Origin of the sequence: Massilia soli (assembly GCF_016809835.1) — a bacterium.
GTDB classification, from domain to species: domain Bacteria; phylum Pseudomonadota; class Gammaproteobacteria; order Burkholderiales; family Burkholderiaceae_D; genus Telluria_A; species Telluria_A soli.
Genome location: NZ_JAFBIL020000001.1, coordinates 921496 through 937482 on the forward strand (window position 1 = coordinate 921496; position 15987 = coordinate 937482).

The 15987-nt window shown below is 55.4% G+C and carries 15 protein-coding genes; 11 read left to right on the forward strand and 4 right to left on the reverse strand.

Annotation, left to right across the window (positions count from 1 at the left end):
- Positions 1 to 197 precede the first annotated feature (197 nt).
- The 4 genes from I4X03_RS04185 to I4X03_RS23260 all read left to right on the forward strand — a co-directional run bounded on the left by I4X03_RS04185 (position 198) and on the right by I4X03_RS23260 (position 3931).
- Positions 198 to 497: a TFIIB-type zinc ribbon-containing protein gene (locus I4X03_RS04185; RefSeq protein WP_223466007.1), complete on the forward strand. Its 300-nt coding sequence runs from the start codon at positions 198 to 200 to the stop codon at positions 495 to 497.
- Between the two features lie 70 nt (positions 498 to 567).
- Positions 568 to 2196 carry an ATP-binding domain-containing protein gene (locus tag I4X03_RS04190; RefSeq protein ID WP_223466011.1) on the forward strand — a complete coding sequence of 543 codons (1629 nt, stop codon included), beginning with the start codon at positions 568 to 570 and terminating at the stop codon, positions 2194 to 2196.
- A 347-nt stretch (positions 2197 to 2543) separates the two neighbouring features.
- Positions 2544 to 3521: a DNA cytosine methyltransferase gene (locus tag I4X03_RS04195; RefSeq protein WP_223466013.1), complete on the forward strand. Its 978-nt coding sequence runs from the start codon at positions 2544 to 2546 to the stop codon at positions 3519 to 3521.
- 5 nt (positions 3522 to 3526) lie between these two features.
- Positions 3527 to 3931, forward strand: coding sequence for a very short patch repair endonuclease (locus I4X03_RS23260; protein WP_223466015.1), 405 nt, complete (start codon positions 3527 to 3529; stop codon positions 3929 to 3931).
- A 12-nt stretch (positions 3932 to 3943) separates the two neighbouring features.
- On the opposite strand, the gene I4X03_RS04205 is transcribed toward I4X03_RS23260, so the two are convergent.
- Positions 3944 to 4951: a NotI family restriction endonuclease gene (locus I4X03_RS04205; RefSeq protein WP_223466016.1), complete on the reverse strand. Its 1008-nt coding sequence runs from the start codon at positions 4949 to 4951 to the stop codon at positions 3944 to 3946.
- 190 nt (positions 4952 to 5141) lie between these two features.
- Between I4X03_RS04205 and I4X03_RS04210 the strand changes: the two genes are divergently transcribed.
- Both I4X03_RS04210 and I4X03_RS04215 read left to right on the forward strand, forming a co-directional pair.
- Positions 5142 to 6560: an ATP-binding protein gene (locus I4X03_RS04210; RefSeq protein WP_223466018.1), complete on the forward strand. Its 1419-nt coding sequence runs from the start codon at positions 5142 to 5144 to the stop codon at positions 6558 to 6560.
- Positions 6557 to 7534, forward strand: coding sequence for an O-methyltransferase (locus I4X03_RS04215; RefSeq protein ID WP_307735332.1), 978 nt, complete (start codon positions 6557 to 6559; stop codon positions 7532 to 7534). The genes I4X03_RS04210 and I4X03_RS04215 overlap by 4 nt, the downstream gene beginning before the upstream one ends.
- 179 nt (positions 7535 to 7713) lie before the next feature.
- Here the strand turns inward: I4X03_RS04215 and I4X03_RS23265 are convergent, their stop codons facing one another.
- Positions 7714 to 8025, reverse strand: a complete 312-nt coding sequence (locus I4X03_RS23265; protein ID WP_223466022.1) for a TonB C-terminal domain-containing protein — start codon at positions 8023 to 8025, stop codon at positions 7714 to 7716.
- A 642-nt stretch (positions 8026 to 8667) separates the two neighbouring features.
- Here I4X03_RS23265 and I4X03_RS04225 point away from each other — a divergent pair.
- The 5 genes from I4X03_RS04225 (at position 8668) to I4X03_RS04245 (ending at position 10930) form a co-directional block, all read left to right on the forward strand.
- Positions 8668 to 9159: an Hcp family type VI secretion system effector gene (locus I4X03_RS04225; RefSeq protein ID WP_223466024.1), complete on the forward strand. Its 492-nt coding sequence runs from the start codon at positions 8668 to 8670 to the stop codon at positions 9157 to 9159.
- The gene (locus I4X03_RS04230) at positions 9159 to 9557 is read left to right on the forward strand and encodes a Rap1a/Tai family immunity protein (RefSeq protein WP_223466026.1); all 399 of its coding nucleotides are present in this window, start codon (positions 9159 to 9161) and stop codon (positions 9555 to 9557) included. Before I4X03_RS04225 ends, I4X03_RS04230 begins: the two co-directional genes overlap by 1 nt.
- The gene (locus I4X03_RS04235; protein ID WP_223466028.1) at positions 9554 to 10018 is read left to right on the forward strand and encodes a T6SS effector amidase Tae4 family protein; all 465 of its coding nucleotides are present in this window, start codon (positions 9554 to 9556) and stop codon (positions 10016 to 10018) included. The genes I4X03_RS04230 and I4X03_RS04235 overlap by 4 nt, the downstream gene beginning before the upstream one ends.
- Before the next feature lie 167 nt (positions 10019 to 10185).
- Complete coding sequence (locus tag I4X03_RS04240) at positions 10186 to 10572, forward strand: hypothetical protein (RefSeq protein WP_223466030.1); 387 nt, start codon at positions 10186 to 10188, stop codon at positions 10570 to 10572.
- Positions 10573 to 10630: 58 nt separating this feature from the next.
- Positions 10631 to 10930 carry a hypothetical protein gene (locus tag I4X03_RS04245; RefSeq protein WP_223466031.1) on the forward strand — a complete coding sequence of 100 codons (300 nt, stop codon included), beginning with the start codon at positions 10631 to 10633 and terminating at the stop codon, positions 10928 to 10930.
- 52 nt (positions 10931 to 10982) lie between these two features.
- Here the strand turns inward: I4X03_RS04245 and I4X03_RS04250 are convergent, their stop codons facing one another.
- Together I4X03_RS04250 and gyrB are read right to left on the reverse strand one after the other, a co-directional pair.
- Positions 10983 to 12620 carry a TonB C-terminal domain-containing protein gene (locus I4X03_RS04250; protein ID WP_223466032.1) on the reverse strand — a complete coding sequence of 546 codons (1638 nt, stop codon included), beginning with the start codon at positions 12618 to 12620 and terminating at the stop codon, positions 10983 to 10985.
- Positions 12621 to 13397: 777 nt separating this feature from the next.
- Positions 13398 to 15890 carry a DNA topoisomerase (ATP-hydrolyzing) subunit B gene (gyrB, locus tag I4X03_RS04255; RefSeq protein WP_223466033.1) on the reverse strand — a complete coding sequence of 831 codons (2493 nt, stop codon included), beginning with the start codon at positions 15888 to 15890 and terminating at the stop codon, positions 13398 to 13400.
- Positions 15891 to 15987 lie beyond the last annotated feature (97 nt).

Here is a 15987-nt window from a genome sequence, read left to right on the forward strand (position 1 = left end):
TTGAAAAATCGAGTGCGAGGACCGGTTGTGGGTGTACAGACGGTTCATTCTAGCGCACCGATCGTTGTATTTTTGTACTCAGGCCCCATATGTTTTGGATGCTGTACATTTCGTATCGTGCGCAGCGATTGACCGATGAACAAGGTAAGGTATCGGCTCAAGCTGATGAACAACTTAAATGAACGAAGGAGTAGGCAATGGATTGTCCTGTGTGCAAAAACGTACAACTCGTCATGTCGGACCGACAGGGTATCGAGATTGACTACTGCCCGACCTGCCGCGGTGTGTGGCTGGACCGTGGCGAGCTCGACAAGATCATCGACCGCTCGGTGCCGGGTGCGGCCCAGCCGGTACAGCAGCAACAGGTGCGCCACGACCCGTACCAGGGACAACACAATCCACAAGGTTTCGGGCACTCGCAGCCATCGCACGGCTACCCGCACCACAAGAAAAAGAAGCGCGAAGGCTTCCTGGGCGAACTGTTCGACTTCGACTGACCCCACTCGTCGTCCCCGCGAACGCGGGGACCCATACTGAGCACGCCTCGCCTCGACAATTTGCAACTCCATGGCCCACATCCACCCGACCGGCTGGCGCGAGATGTCCATCACCGGCACCGCCGCGCGCGAGATTGAAACGCTGTCCTACCTGGACGAGCAACTTTCCTGTGATCCCTACAGCATTTACCACGGCGTCCACTGGACCAACGTAGAGCAAGGTTTCTCAGCCTACGGCGAAATCGACTTCATCATCGTCGCCCCAAACGGGCGGGTACTGCTGATTGAACAGAAATCCGGCTTTCTGACTGAAACACCGGAAGGCCTGGTCAAGAGCTACCAGGGCAAGCCCCGCAAAATTCGCAACCAGATCCTGCGCACCATCGAAGGCCTGGTAAAGCGCTTCGGCGGCGAACTATCGATCGATTACCTGCTGTATTGCCCCGACTACACCGTTCGCGACCCGCACCTGGCTGGCATTGACCCGCGCCACATCATCGACGCCACTGCCGCAGCCCGGCTGGCGCAGGTGATCCGCGATGTGCTGCCGGTTTCCGACTTCAGCGACCAGTTCGAGAAAGTGACACGCTTTCTCGGCGACACCCTGAGCCTGCGGCCCGACCCCAGCGCCATGATCGGCTGCGCCACCGACATGGTGACGCGCCTGTCGGGCGGGCTGGCAACGTGGGCGCGCCGGCTCGACTTTACGCCGCACCGGCTGCGCGTGGTCGGCACCGCCGGCAGCGGCAAAACCCAGCTGGCGCTGGCCGAATACGCGGACGCGATCGATGCAGGCCTGCGCCCGCTGTATGTGTGCTACAACCGGCCGCTTGCCGACCACATCCAGCGCCTGGTGCCGGCTGGCGGAAGGGTGGCCAACTTCCATATGCTTGGCGACGCCTTCATGCGCGCGCAGGGCATCACGCCCGATTACTCATCGCCCGAGGTGTGGGGCGAGATGGAGCGGGCGCTGTCCACCGCCGAGCTGCCGGAAACCTGGATGTACGACGTGCTGATCGTCGACGAGGGGCAAGATTTCTCCGTCACCTGGCGCAACATTCTGCTGCGCATGCTGAAGGAGGGCGGCCGCGCCACCTGGCTGGAGGACCCGACGCAGAACCTGTACGGCCGCGACATGGTGCCGCTGCCGGGGTGGGTGACGTTGAATTCGCATACTAACTATCGCAGCCCGAGGCAGATTGTTGACATGCTGGCGTCGATCGGCGAGGCGCGCCAGCCGGTGGAGGCGGCCAGCCCGTTTGAGGGCGCGGATATCGAGGCGCTGGTGTATGAGGAGGGCGATGTCGAGGCGATGCTGGCGCAGACCAAGCATGCGATTACGCTGTGCCTTGCGGCAGGGTTCGCGCGGCAGGATATTGCGATTGCGTCGTTCAGGGGGCGGGAGAAGTCGGCCATTTTGGGCAGGGATACGCTGGGCGATGCGCATACGCTGAAGTCGTTCACGGGGGCGTACGACTTGTTTGGAAGTCCTATTTTCCGAGACGGCGGATTGCTGGCGGAGTCGGTGTACAGGTTTAAGGGGCAGTCGGCACCGGCGGTGATTTTTACGGAGATCGATTTTGAGTCGATTGATGAGCTGGTGTTTAGAAAGCTGTTTGTGGGTATGACAAGGGCGAGGTTGAAGCTGGTGTTGGTGTTGAGCGAGAGAGCGGCAGAGCGCATGCTTGATCAGATCTGATCTGACTCGGCGGGGTGAGACCGACCCATCGGAATATACGTTGTGGAATGGATACCGGCTTCCTCAGCAAAACAGAGGGACATCTCTCTGTCGGTGGAGAAAAGCACTACCCCGTACGGTTCAGGGCGGCGACAAGGCGAGCGCTACGTCAAAATGAAATTGATTTAGGCTGGCTGCGGATATATACTGTACATAAACACAGTAATCGAATCTGTGGCCGCTATGGACATTTTTTGCTGTTGTTCATGCTGAGTAAAACGCCGAATGTATAATGGTTGCGTTGCTCGACGCGGCGCGCCCTTGTCTCTGATGGGACGGCAAGATCTGAATTTGATGGAGAATTATTCTTGAAGCATGCACCAAAGGTTCTTTCACTGTTCACAGGGGGCGGCGGGCTCGATATCGGGCTAGAAATGGCTGGTTTTGATACGGTTGCTTGTGTGGATAACGATAATGATTCGTGTAGTACATTACGATTTAACCGTCCTCAGTGGACGGTATTTGAAGGTGATGTCCGCGAATTTCAGCCCCCCTCAGGGAAGTTTGATCTTGTTGTCGGCGGCCCCCCTTGCCAGGGGTTCAGCACTGCGGGTAAGGGGAATCCAAATGACCCGAGAAATTTTCTTTGGCGTGAATATTTTCGCATCGTTGAACGTGTTCGCCCGCGAGCATTATTGCTCGAAAATGTCTCCGGTATGGCCTCGAAAAAGAATGCCCATCATTTGGAAGAATTCAAGCAAAAACTTGAGTCGCTCGGCTATCAGGTGACGAGTGGAATTCTCGATGCAGCTGATTTCGGTGTCCCCCAACATCGCAAGCGTTTGATTGTCCTTGCTGGCTTGGGGTGGAAGCCGCAATTACCTGCAGTCGAACCATCACGGAGACTTGTCCCTGCGCGCGAAGCTATCGGTGACTTACAACGTAGGAAAGTGTTTCCAAATCATCAGCCGAATGACCACGCTCCGCATGTTGTAGCTAGGTGGGAAAAGCTCGCTCAGGGTGAAGTTGATCCGAATTACCGCCGTGGTCGGATATATTCAGACCGTCCTAGCCCAACGATCCGAGCTGGGGGGGGGTATGGGCCTAAAGGAGATCACTTAGCTGGATTCCATCCACCGATCCACTACTCGCTACCGCGGCAGCTAACCGTAAGGGAGTCTGCGCGGATCCAGTCCTTCCCTGATGACTGGATCTTCTGCGGGTCTAAGACAGCGCAGGGTCGGCAAGTTGGTAATGCTGTTCCCCCGCTGCTTGCTGCAGCCGTTGGCCGTTCCCTGTTGGACGGGTTAGCGAAGGCCGCGTTGAGTGAGAAGCTGGTTGCATAGCAAAGATGGACGTATTTGACGCTGACTTCAGAAGTAAATTGATGTCGCGGATTCGTGGAAGTGGGAATTTAAGCACCGAATTGCGTGTAATAGAAATTTTTCGGCGTCTTGGTATAGCCGGATGGCGAAGGAAGTCAAATCTTATTGGTCGACCAGATTTTGTCTTCCATCGAGAGCGCGTAGTTGTATTTGTGGATGGCTGCTTTTGGCACGGGTGTCCTACGTGTGGCAAGGTCTCCAAATCGAATATCGAATACTGGACGCCGAAGATTATTGCTAATAAAAGCCGTGATTTGCGAGTATCGCGCCAACTAAGAAAAGATGGCTGGGCGGTGATACGAGTTTGGGAATGTCGGCTTCGTAACCCAATCGCATTCGTCTCACGCTTGCGCAGGAAACTAAATCGCTGAGCCAAGAGAATGTTAAATTTCTTCCAACTCCAAAGAAAACACTTTGCTTTTTTTCGGTATTTTTTTCATCGGCATTACCGCTGAGCTCACAATATGTTCAAAGTCTGTTCTCGACATTGGCGTAACAGCGTTCAACGCATCGCTTGCCGCAGCAATTGAGCAGTAAAGCATTTTCACGAGCGTGACTTTGTTTTCGGAAATTGATACGATTGCAAAAATAACAGAGCTAGCATTTAACCTGTGTGCTTCCGCCTTTTCTGGGTCATTTGCAAATGTCGGCGGAATTTCGATTTCTCTGACATTGTGCATGTTTTCGAACACGAACTCATCAACGATGACTACCGTTTTCCTACCTGTTGCGTAAAGATGTTGAGCCTTGCTTTGCAACTGAGGAAGCAATCTTTTGGGAACAGAACTTTTATAATCTGGATGTCTATAATTTGGGGGCATGCTAAGCGCCCCATTATTTCGCACCACACTCTCAAAATCATGTTTTTGGGTCTTCCCCGACATGTAGACCGACTGGGTTTCGACAGCGCAAAAATTCTGGGGATTTACCTTGTCGACGAGCAGCCAATCAATCCGCCCCGCATAAGCCGGCTTGCCAGACTTCAAAGTTTTGATCAAACTTATAGAGTATGGAACTTCCTTTACCAGAACAGGCTGAGCTTCTACTCCAAGAATCTTGGCCGATATTTTTTTTAAGATTGATTTGGAAATAATGCGATGTGGGCAGATAGCCACTGGTATTCCTGCGCCTTCCACATGACCTTCCAGGGACTCTCGATATAACTGCACTGAACAAATCCCACCTTCTTTTGCACAAGTCTTTATCTGGCCAGTCAGCGCTGACAAGTGTCGGCACTCTCGGTTCGCATCCGTGTATTTTTTCTGCGCATCTGCGGCTAACGATAGCCGAGTGGCCTCATCAGCCTTAAAGACGTTTACGCCGAACCACTCGGCGGGGCCCCATTTGTCCGTTTTCGTCATGTAGAAATCCTTGATTGGACGCGGCAGCATCGCCACCTCCTGGTGCGTCGTAATTACTATTTTACTCCTGCAAAGTTGTTTTGCCGAATTATTTAGCGATGGCTAGCACTCATCGCCGCTTGCCCTCAAAAATTTTTTATGCAATAGTCCAAGGTTGGCAAGTTCTTCTAGTTTTATGCGACTCGCATAGAATGATCGATAGTCCACTTTTGGAGCAAGTATGGTTAGCTCATCAGCACCCTTGGCAACACCAGGAAAGACCGCTAGCGCAAGTCCTGCAAAGAAATTTTTCGTCGACATGCTCGTCAGGGACATTGACTTGCATGACGCGATTCTTGATCTCCTAGATAACTGCGTTGATGGCGCTATGCGAAAGGCTGGCTCGGCGGGGAACGCGGGGATTTCGTTACCATACAAGGGCAGTGAAGCCCGCATAACGTTTGACGAAAATCGATTCATTGTCGAGGATAATTGTGGTGGAATCCCGTTAGCTCTTGCAGAACAGTATGCATTCCGCTTGGGCCGTGCCGACGTCGGTCGTGATAAAGATCTTCCGACCGTTGGTGTTTATGGCATCGGGATGAAGCGTGCTATTTTTAAGTTGGGTAGGCATGCTGAGATAAAGAGCCAAACTTCTCAAGGCGGACTTAAGGTAGAAATTTTGCCAGCTTGGCTCGAGGACGATAATGATTGGTCTCTGCCATTGCAGGAATCGGAGAACGTTCTAAGTCAGGCCGGGACAAAAATTGTGGTTACTGAGCTGCGCGACGGAATTCCCCGAATCTTTTCCGACGAGACGGACTTCGAGCGAACCCTCAAGACAGCCATTTCGGCTTACTACGGCTACATTATTGACAAGGGTTTCTCGGTTTTCGTTAATGATGAAGAGATTTCTCCGGTTAAGGTGGCGTTAGTTACGGATGATTTTCAGACTAAAGACGGAATAACACCCTATATTTACGAAGGGAACATAAAGGGCGTCGACGTGGTGGTGACTGTTGGGCTCTACCGTGCGCTTCCGAACGAAGATGAAGAGGACGCTGCTATGGAGGGCCGTCCTTCGACCGAGAAGGCAGGTTGGACAGTAGTGTGCAATGACAGGGTGGTTTTGTTTGCTGACAAAACTCGGGTGACCGGATGGGGTGAAGCAACAGTGCCGCAATACCACACACAGTTTATTTCCATCGCCGGGACGGTGACATTTAAGTCAAACGACGCACGCTTGTTGCCTTTAACGACAACTAAAAGGGGGGTTGATGGAAACTCGGAGTTGTATCTAGAAGTTAAAGAATATATGCGCGAGGGATTGAAACTTTTCACTAACTTTACCAATAAATGGAAAAAATCGTCGAAAGAACTCCGCGCGATCAATGTTCAGACTACAACTGTAGACCCTGAGATCGCATTTTCTCGAGTCCCGGCCGACAAGTGGTCAAATGTCCATCGAAATGACGGCAGGCGCTACAAGCCGAATCTTCCTCTGCCAAGCGAAGATGATCCAAGTCGACAGATACGATTTTCGCGGCGCATGAGCGAAATTGCCGAGGTTGCTTCTTACCTTTTTGATGACACAGGTCGCTCGGCTGGGGATGTGGGCGCCAAATGCTTCGATGACGTCCTCGACCGGGCTAAAAAATGAGCGGGGCTGGATCGATCCCGTATCACCTTCGTCAGAACAAGGCTATCGATAGATCCTTGTTTATTGACCTTCTCAGTAGAATCAACCGGTATCGTAATATCTCTTCGTATTCCTATATCGGTTTTGGTGGGCCGTTTCTGGAGGATTTCAGAACGTTGCATAGCGCCCTAAGAATCAAAACCATGATCTCGATCGAGTCGGATAAAAATGTTGCAGAGCGACAACGATTTAATCTTCCCACTTCCTGCATCACAATTTCGAACGAGCTCAGTGGCGATTTCCTGACGAGGCATACGTTTGACGCACCATCGATCGTCTGGTTCGATTATGCGGTTCCAAGCCAGTTAGGTAGTCAATTGGCAGAGGCACAGTCCTTGGTCTCAAAACTTGCTGCGGGAGATATCTTTAAAATCACCCTTAACGCTAGTCCTGAACCGTTAGGCCGCCCCAGAGATGGGAGCGATTTACGCGCGTTCCGCGCAGCGGAAGCTGCAAAGCGCCTTGCGGACTACGGTCCTGCGGTCTTAGATGTTGACGATGTCACCACGAGAAGATTTCCAAACCTACTTTTGCATGCGCTCTTTAGTGCCTGCAAACGAGGAGTGAGCGGTGCACCTCGACTATACGTCCAGCCGCTTACGGCATTCGTCTACAAAGATGGCCAGCAAATGATCACAGCGACAGCGATCATCTTGGATAAGCTAGATAAAGATGCTTTTTTGGCGCAGACGCGTTTGGCGCATTGGCCTCACAGCAGCCTCGATTGGGTGCGGCCTCGGTCGATTAGCATCCCGGATTTGTCGACGAAAGAGCGACTATTCATTGAATCGCTTTTACCTGGTGGGGCATCGACCGATATTCGGAACGCGCTCGGGTATTACGTCGGTTCTGATGAAGCAGACGCCGAGGAGTTAATGAGTAATTTTGTGACCTATTATCGGATGTCGCCTTCTTACTCTCGGGTGCTGGGTTAGTCGTATAAACGTGCGGCGTTCCGTCGCCTTTCGACTTTGGTTTCCAAACACCTGATGCTGGGCTTATAGGGTGCCGCTAATGCCTAGTGAACGACGGCACATACCGTCGTGTTTGCGGGAGACTTTCAGCGCATGAACAGGCACGTTTAAAAGCCCAACATTAAAACGCTGCCGAGCGTTCAATTTCGGTAGGCGGAACCAGTTTTCCCATTTGTAAGCGTCGAGGTTGTGGCGACGAACACCGCTGGCAACACCGCTGGGCCGGAAAGGTAAGGGCGGCAATTATTGAATCCGAATCTCAATGTTAATGATCCAGGTACCTCGAATTCAATCACGTCGTACTCGCGTGCCAGACCTGGCGGGAAAGCGCCATATGGCGCCTGACTGGCAATTACCTTACGTATCGCATGGTCGATCGCCGGTACACCGCTGGAAGACAGGAACGCTACCTTCTCGACCGAACCGCCGGCACGAATTCCAACGGTTACCATCAGCCGGGCGTGCGGCTGCTTGGGGGGCCTCGCTCACCATGTGGAACGACGTGCGAGTCTCAATCGTCTTGCTTATGGCTAGGGCAGAGAGCTGAAGATCAGCATTCGCATCGGCGCGTTCGAACATTCACGCGGCGAGGGTGCTTACCGTTGGCTGCGAGGTGCTTCATGAACGATTCAGCTCATCGCGCTCCGCCGCTTCTCTCTTCATCTGCTCGCCGAGTGCGCGCAGGCCTTCCTGGCGTTTCTCCTCTCGCTCAGCGCGCTCCTTGTGTGCCAGTTGTTCTCGTGTCGGTTCCTGTCATGCTGCGCCCGGCTTGGCTGCGTCCCGACGTGCCGCCTTTTGTTGGAGGGCGTCGTGACGCGCAGCCGCTACTTTCGGCTGAGCTTGTGCCTGCCGCTCTGCTTCAAGCTGTGCCTGCCTTGCCTGTTCGTGTCGAGTAGCTTTCTTCCTGCGGCTTTTAAGGGTGCGGCCTAGGCACGCTCTTGTCAGGCTTATTACGAAGCATTGCGGCAGAAAAAGCCTGACCAGGTACAAACGCGCAGCGTTGTTCCAGCCTGTTCGTTGGAAATATTGATACGCGACAATTGCGATAGAAACTCTCTGGGCAAGAATGAACGCTGTTCTTAAAGGGGGAAACTATGGCTATCGACGTTTACGTGACGATTGACGGTATCAAGGGCGAATCGACTGATTCCACGCACCAGGGTTGGATCGAATGTGAGGCGGTAAGCTGGGCCATCTCGCAACCGCGTTCGGCAACGGCTTCGACGGGTGGAGGTCATACCGCAGAGCGCGCGGAATTGTCGGACATCACGTTTACAAAACTAGCCGATTTGACGTCGCCTATCCTGGCGCAAACGTGCGCGGCCGGCAAAACCATTCCAAAAGCGAAGTTTGAATTCATGCGCGCGGACGGGCAAGGTGAGCGCGTCAAATACGACGAACTGGAGTTGGAAAACGTTCACATCGGTCATCTCGCGCCGAGCATCGCTCCTGGCAGCATCATGAGCGAGACTGTCGCCCTGAAATTTTCCAAGGTTAAATGGAAGTATACCCAACAAAAAGCCAGTGGCGGCGCTGGCGGCAATACCTCCGGCGGGTGGGATGCGGCAACCAATAGGATCGCCTGATGGGCAGCTCATTGCTCTTGGCTACGTTGTTAGCCACGCAGTCGGGCGCGTTATTTGAATCGAACATCGACCTCAGGCGAAGCTACCCAGGCACCTTGACGGGCGATGCACTCCTTCGGGACTACATGGGCCCCCAGGGGCCGCGCGACGATCCATTTCTCAAGGGCGGCGACATCGTGAATCAGCAGATGGCGCGCGGGTACATGAACGGCATAAAGGACGCAGCAGAAGGCACAGTCTGGTGCTACGTCGCCGGAAAACCTCACGAGCTGAACGACGACATTGCCGCTGCGCTAATAAAGCTACCTGCAAAAGACCTGCGCGGCCGCGCCGCGCCGCTAGTCGCCGACGCTCTTCGACGTCGATTCCCTTGCCCGGCAAAGCAGAGGTCGCCATGAAGCCTAGTTTCGCGTTATTAGCCAAGGGCTATCCACGCAGAGACCAGTACATGCGTGAAGCGCTCTATGACAATTTGGGTTGGTCCGACTTGAAGTCCCACCCGGCATTCCAGGATACGTGCGCGATTAGAATGAGCCTGGCACTTAACACGGCTGGTGTGCCTTTAACTGGATGGCTACGAGTCAAAGCTGGTCCTTTGAAGGGCAAGAGCATTGAACCGTCCCAAGCCAAACTTTCGAGGTGGCTTAAAGAGCGTTGGGGGCAGCCAGAACTTTTCAAGAGCGAGGATGCCGCCCAACGAGGGATTGGGAACCACTCCGGCGTTGTCTCGTTTTGGGGAATCGACGGCACACAGCAAGGCCACATCGACCTCGTTAAGCCGGATGAACAGGGGTTTCATGCGTGCGCGATGTCATGCTACTTCAAGTCGCGTGAAATCTGGTTCTGGCCAGTCCTCTAGGGCGCAAAAGGGCGCCATCCGGAAGAGGGCGTATATGAATCCGTCAACGAAAAGCAAAATGATTAGCTGACGGGCTGGTAGATGCGTTCGCAATCAAGTTCTCGGTCCCCATGAATGAACTCTTCCGGCATCTTTCGCGACACTCCGACCGAAGCAAGGAGCGCCCTATGGTGAACATCCCCGGACTTGTTGCTGTTGGATTAGTGATCGTTTCGATGGCCGCGCGCGGAGACGGTATCGAACCCAAGATGCGAGACCCGAGGCTCCCTGCGGTTAAGTCAGTCGAAATCAAGGCGGTGGCGGCCCCGCCCCGAGCCGCGCGTGAGTCTGTCGAACAATGCGGACGATTTGTGCTGTCCAAGGCAGAGGTGCGAGCCTACCTTCGCAAGGCGCGGGAGGTCACCCGGCACGACTATCTGCACATGCTCGACTGGTCTCCATGTTATGTAAGCGGGAACGTGACATTTGCAGGTGGCGTAACGGGCGTATGGGGCATTAACCACCTACGCGCTGGTTCTCTCACATTGAGGAACGGTCGCATCATTTATCTCTAATGCCCGGACTGTTCTGGCCGCGCTTTTGTGCAGACAACCATACCAAGCCACTAATGCCATGAAACTGACTCTTTTGCTTGTGTTGCTGTCTGCCCTCATGGGGCAATCACATGCCGGTGGCAAGTTGCCCGGGGATGTGGAAAGTTTTGTTTCCAGACGCGAGGGATGCGACCATATGCGCGGTGAGGTCCCGGAGCCGGCGCAGAAGGCGCGAATGCGTGAGGTTCAGCGCGAGATAAGGCGCTTATGCACCGGTACGGACAAGCAGCTTAACAAACTCAAGAAGAAGTACGCCGATGAACCGCGCGTGATGGCCACGCTGAACGAGTTCGAGCCCGATATGGAGAACTCGAAGTAGCTTGCGTGAGCAAATTCGGTGATAAAAGCGACGAGTGCCCTAGAACAGGTCGCTATTGCAGCCGAATATCGTTGTTAATGATCCAGGTTCTACGAATTTCAATCACATCGTACTGGCGCGCCAAATTCGGCGGGAAGGCGCCATATGGCGCCTGACTGGTAATCACTTTTCGTATCGCCTCGTCGATCGCCGGCACGCCGCTGGAGGACATGAAGGTTACCTTCTCGACTGAACCGTCGGCACGAACTGCCACAGTTACCATTGGCCGGGCGTGCGGCTGCTTGGCGGCCTCGCTCACCATGTCGAACGACGTGCGCGTCTCGATCTTCTTGCTCATGGATAGGGCATAGAGCTGAAGATCGGCATTGGCATCGGCGCGTCCAAACATCCATCCGCGGCGAAGGGTGCTTACCGTTGGCTGCAACGTGCTTGATGGGCGATTCAGCGCATCGCGCTCGGCCGCTTCTCTCTTCATCTGCTCGCCGAGTGCGCGCAGTCCTTCCTGGCGTTTCGCCTCTCGCTCAGCGCGCTCTTTCTGTACCAGCTGTTCTCGTGTTGGTTCCTGCCTTGCTGCGTCTTGCTTTGCGGCGTCCTGCCGTGCAGCCTCTTGTTTGAGCGCGTCTTGGCGTGCCGCCTCTTGCTTGAGTGCGTCTTGTCGCGCGGCCTCTAGCTTTGCTTGAGCTTGTGCCTGCCGCTCTGCTTCAAGCTGCGACTGCTTTATCTGTTCTTGTCGGATCGCTTCCTGACGCGCGGCCTCAAGCTGAGCCTGCCGGACTGATTCCAGCTGTGCCTGCCTTGCCGCTTCTTGTCTTGCCGCTTCTCGACGCGCTGCTTCGGCACGTGCGGCCTCGGCACGTTCCAGTTCCTGGCGGGCGCCATCTTGCCGCGCCTTCGCCTCTTGTTTCGCCTGTTCCTGCCTCAGTGCATCCTGTCGCAAGGCATCTTGGCGGGCAAGCTCTTGGCGTGCCGCCTCCGTTCGTGCAGCTTCGGTCCTGGCTGTTTGCTCGGCCCGATCGGCATCCTGTCTCAGTTGCTCTTGCCGCGCCGCTTCACGCCGCGCGTTCGCTAACTGTTCGGCTTGTCGCAGTTTTTCTGCCGTCTGCTTTTCTTGTTCAAGCCTGGCCAGTTCAAGCTGTTTTTGCGCTGCCTCGTCCGAAATGGCTCGAACCGGTGCTTCGCTCGTCTGAATTGGAATGCTTGGTGAATCCAGGGCTGACGGGGTTCTTAACTTTGGTGCATCCGGTGCAATTGGCAGCGTGACGTCGGGCCGTTTCACTGTCGACACCGCCGGCACTTCAGCTGGCGCTTGTGAGGGGGCTGGCGGCGGGGGAACGTACACGGATGCCGCCTCGCTCCGAACATTGGCCGGAGGAGGCAATATTATCGGTGGCGGATTGCTCGAGACTTTGGGCTCGTTTACTGCGGCGGGTGGGGCGCTAGCAATTGCTGCAGGAGAAGGGACCGCTGGTGCCGCTACAGGTGCAGGCAGCTTCGGCAACGCGGGCGAGAGCATGATGCGCAGATCGTCGGCGCCCAGTCGTCTTTCCTTCCAGGGAAGGTTCAGGCCCGGAAGCCCGAGGGTCGAGCCGCTAAAGGCAACGCTCAAAAGTAGGGCGTGAAACAGCAACGAGACAACCACTGCGGTGCTCAACCGAGCAGGCTCGCGCTGAATGAAGAGAGCTGTTGTCAAATTTGATGCCTACGGCGGTTCTGGAATGAAAGGTTGTATTGCTGGTTCGGCGGTCACGGAATTGCTGACCTGCCATCATTTTTCCGTAAGTGTACTGCTGTGTGGGAAAAAGGAGGACCTATTTGTGATGCCCCGAATTGATGGCGCAACATTCACCGGTTTTGGCGTGGATTTATCGGCGCAGGGAAGGGGCCAGCGCAGCGAGGGCGCAATGCGAAGCGTAAAGCTTGAATGGCCGTGCTCGTCTACTGAGTCGGGCGATCGCGAAGCTTTCGGCGCAGGCGGTGGTTGTCGGCTACGACCCCGACCAAGGCAATCAAGGAGAGGGCAGCAAACGCATCGTCACCGAAGAAGTGCCAGAACGCCCATGCGGCATTTCCGACGGCTGCAGCAATGATAAGTAGCAGGAGGCGATCGTTCATTCTGGAATGGGGTTGTATGCTCTATCGAACTCTATGTGCGCTGGACGGAGAAACTGTTGAAACTTGTCAACCTTAATGAAAATCTTCGATGTCGGCCCAATGTCTAATTGGTGAAAGCGATATATCGACGGTAGTTGCATACGTCGTTCCCGCGGAGGCGGGAACCCATACGAATGCCTCGCAGCGTTGACATTGTCCGCTTCGGCAAGCTCAGGATAGGTTCCCGCCTACGCGGGAACGACGAGTTGGTGGGTGGGAGCCGGTTACGCGCTCAACGGCGTACAGATGTAAAAAAGCCAGCGCTCAGGCTGGCTTTTTAGCAAACTGCGACACTCCTTGTGTCGCCTTCGCTGTCTTACACGTCGATGTTATCCGCGCGCAGCGCATTCGACTCAATAAAGTTCCGGCGCGGCTCAACATCATCACCCATCAGCGTGGTGAAGATCTGGTCGGCGGCAATCGCGTCGTCGATCTGCACTTTCAGCAGGCGGCGCACGGTCGGGTCCATCGTGGTTTCCCACAGCTGTTCCGGGTTCATCTCGCCCAGACCCTTATAGCGCTGCTTCGACACAGTGCGTTCCGCTTCATCGCGCAGCCACTGCATCGCGTGGTGGAAGTCGACCACGGCCGATTCCTTCACGCGGTCGCCTTCGCCGCGGCGGATGAACGCGCCCTCGCCAATCAGGCCCTGGAAGGTCGCTGCAGCGTTCGACAAGGTCGCGTAGTCGGCGCCCTGTACAAAGTCCGCATCAATCGAGCTGACCTTCACGTTACCGTGGTGCATACGCTCGATGCGCAGGGCGTGCTTCTCGTTCAGGTCGTCCGAATGCACGCTTACCTTCACTGCGCGGTCGCCGATCGTCTTTTCCATCGCTTCGGCCGAAACTTGTGCCGCTTCCACGGTGTCCAGATTGAGCTGCACGCCGGTCATGATGGCTGTCAGTGCTGCGCGGTCGATCACGCGCGTGAGGCGCATCATGATGGCGTTCGACATGTTGAACGTCTTCACCAGTTCGCCCAGCGGCTCGCCCATGATCGGGTCGGCGCCTTCACGCGGAATCAGCGCGGCGGTGTTGAGCGCCACGCTCATCATGTAGCTTGCTTCTTCCAGGTCGTCCTTCAGGTAGCGCTCGTCGCGGCCGGCCTTTACCTTGTACAGCGGCGGCTGCGCAATGTAGATATGGCCGCGCTCAACCAGCTGCGGCATCTGGCGGTAGAACAAGGTCAGCAACAGGGTGCGGATGTGGGCGCCGTCGACGTCCGCATCGGTCATGATGATGATGCGGTGATAGCGCAGCTTGTCGACGTTGAATTCGTCCGGGCCAATGCTGGTGCCCAGGGTCGCGATCAGGGTGGTGATCTGTTCCGACGACAGCATCTTCTCGAAGCGCGCCTTCTCGACGTTCAATACCTTGCCTCGCAGCGGCAGAATCGCCTGGAACTTGCGATCACGACCTTGCTTTGCCGATCCACCCGCCGAGTCACCCTCGACGATGTACAGTTCGGACAGGGCAGGGTCTTTTTCCTGGCAGTCGGCCAGCTTGGCCGACAGGCCCAGGCCGTCCATGATGCCTTTGCGGCGGGTCAGGTCGCGCGCCTTGCGTGCCGCTTCGCGCGCACGGGCAGCTTCAACGATCTTGCCGCAGATGATCTTGGCGTCGTTTGGTTTTTCCTGCAGGTAGTCGGTCAGCGTTTTCGCGACGATCTCTTCAACCGGGCCGCGCACTTCCGACGACACCAGCTTGTCTTTGGTCTGCGAGCTGAATTTTGGCTCAGGTACTTTTACCGACAAGACGCAGGTCAGGCCTTCGCGCATGTCGTCGCCGCTGATTTCCACTTTCGCTTTTTTGGCGAAGTCGTTTTCGTCGATGTATTTGTTGATTACGCGGGTCATCGCCGCGCGCAGTCCGGTCAGGTGGGTGCCGCCGTCGCGCTGCGGGATGTTATTGGTGAAGCACAGTACCTGTTCGTTGAACGCGTCGTTCCATTGCATCGATACGTCGACGGTAATGTTGGTGTTCTGGTCCGACATGCGCTCGCCGGTCGCCTGGAACACGGTCGGGTGCAGCACGGTCTTGGCTTTGTTGATGTATTCAACGAAGCCGCGGGTGCCGCCTTCAAACGCAAAGATCTCTTCTTTGCCGACGCGCTGGTCGGTCAGCTTGATGTTGACGCCGTTATTCAGGAACGACAGTTCGCGAATACGCTTGGCCAGAATGTCGTAGTGGAATTCAACGTGGTTGAAGATCTCTTCGTCGGCCCAGAAATGCACGTCGGTGCCGCGCTTGTCGGTTTCGCCGATCACCTTGATCGGCGAGACTTCAACGCCGTTCACCACTTCGATTTCGCGGTTCTGCGGTACGCCGCGCACGAATTCCATGTAATGCACTTTGCCGTCGCGGCGAATGGTCAGCTTGAGCAGTTTCGACAGCGCGTTCACGCAAGAGACACCCACGCCGTGCAGGCCGCCCGATACCTTGTACGAGTTCTGGTCGAACTTGCCGCCGGCGTGCAGTTCGGTCATCACGATTTCAGCTGCCGAGCGCTTAGGCTCGTGCTTGTCGTCGAACTTCAGGCCGGTTGGTACGCCGCGGCCGTTGTCGGTAATCGAGATCGAATTGTCGGAGTGGATCGTGACGTGGATTTCGGTGCAGTGTCCAGCCAGCGATTCGTCGATTGAGTTGTCCAGCACTTCGAACACCAGGTGGTGCAAACCGGTGCCATCGGAGGTGTCGCCGATGTACATGCCAGGGCGTTTGCGCACGGCTTCCAGGCCTTCCAGGATTTGAATCGAGGCTGCGCCGTATTCTTCAATTTTCGCGGGGACTGCTGGTGTGTTCTCGGACATGGACTGCTTTCTCAAAAAACGATTGCAAATACTGCTGTGTCGTCGTTCCCGCGAAGGCGGGAACCTATGCTGAGTTAGTTATTCAGGCTCAGTATGG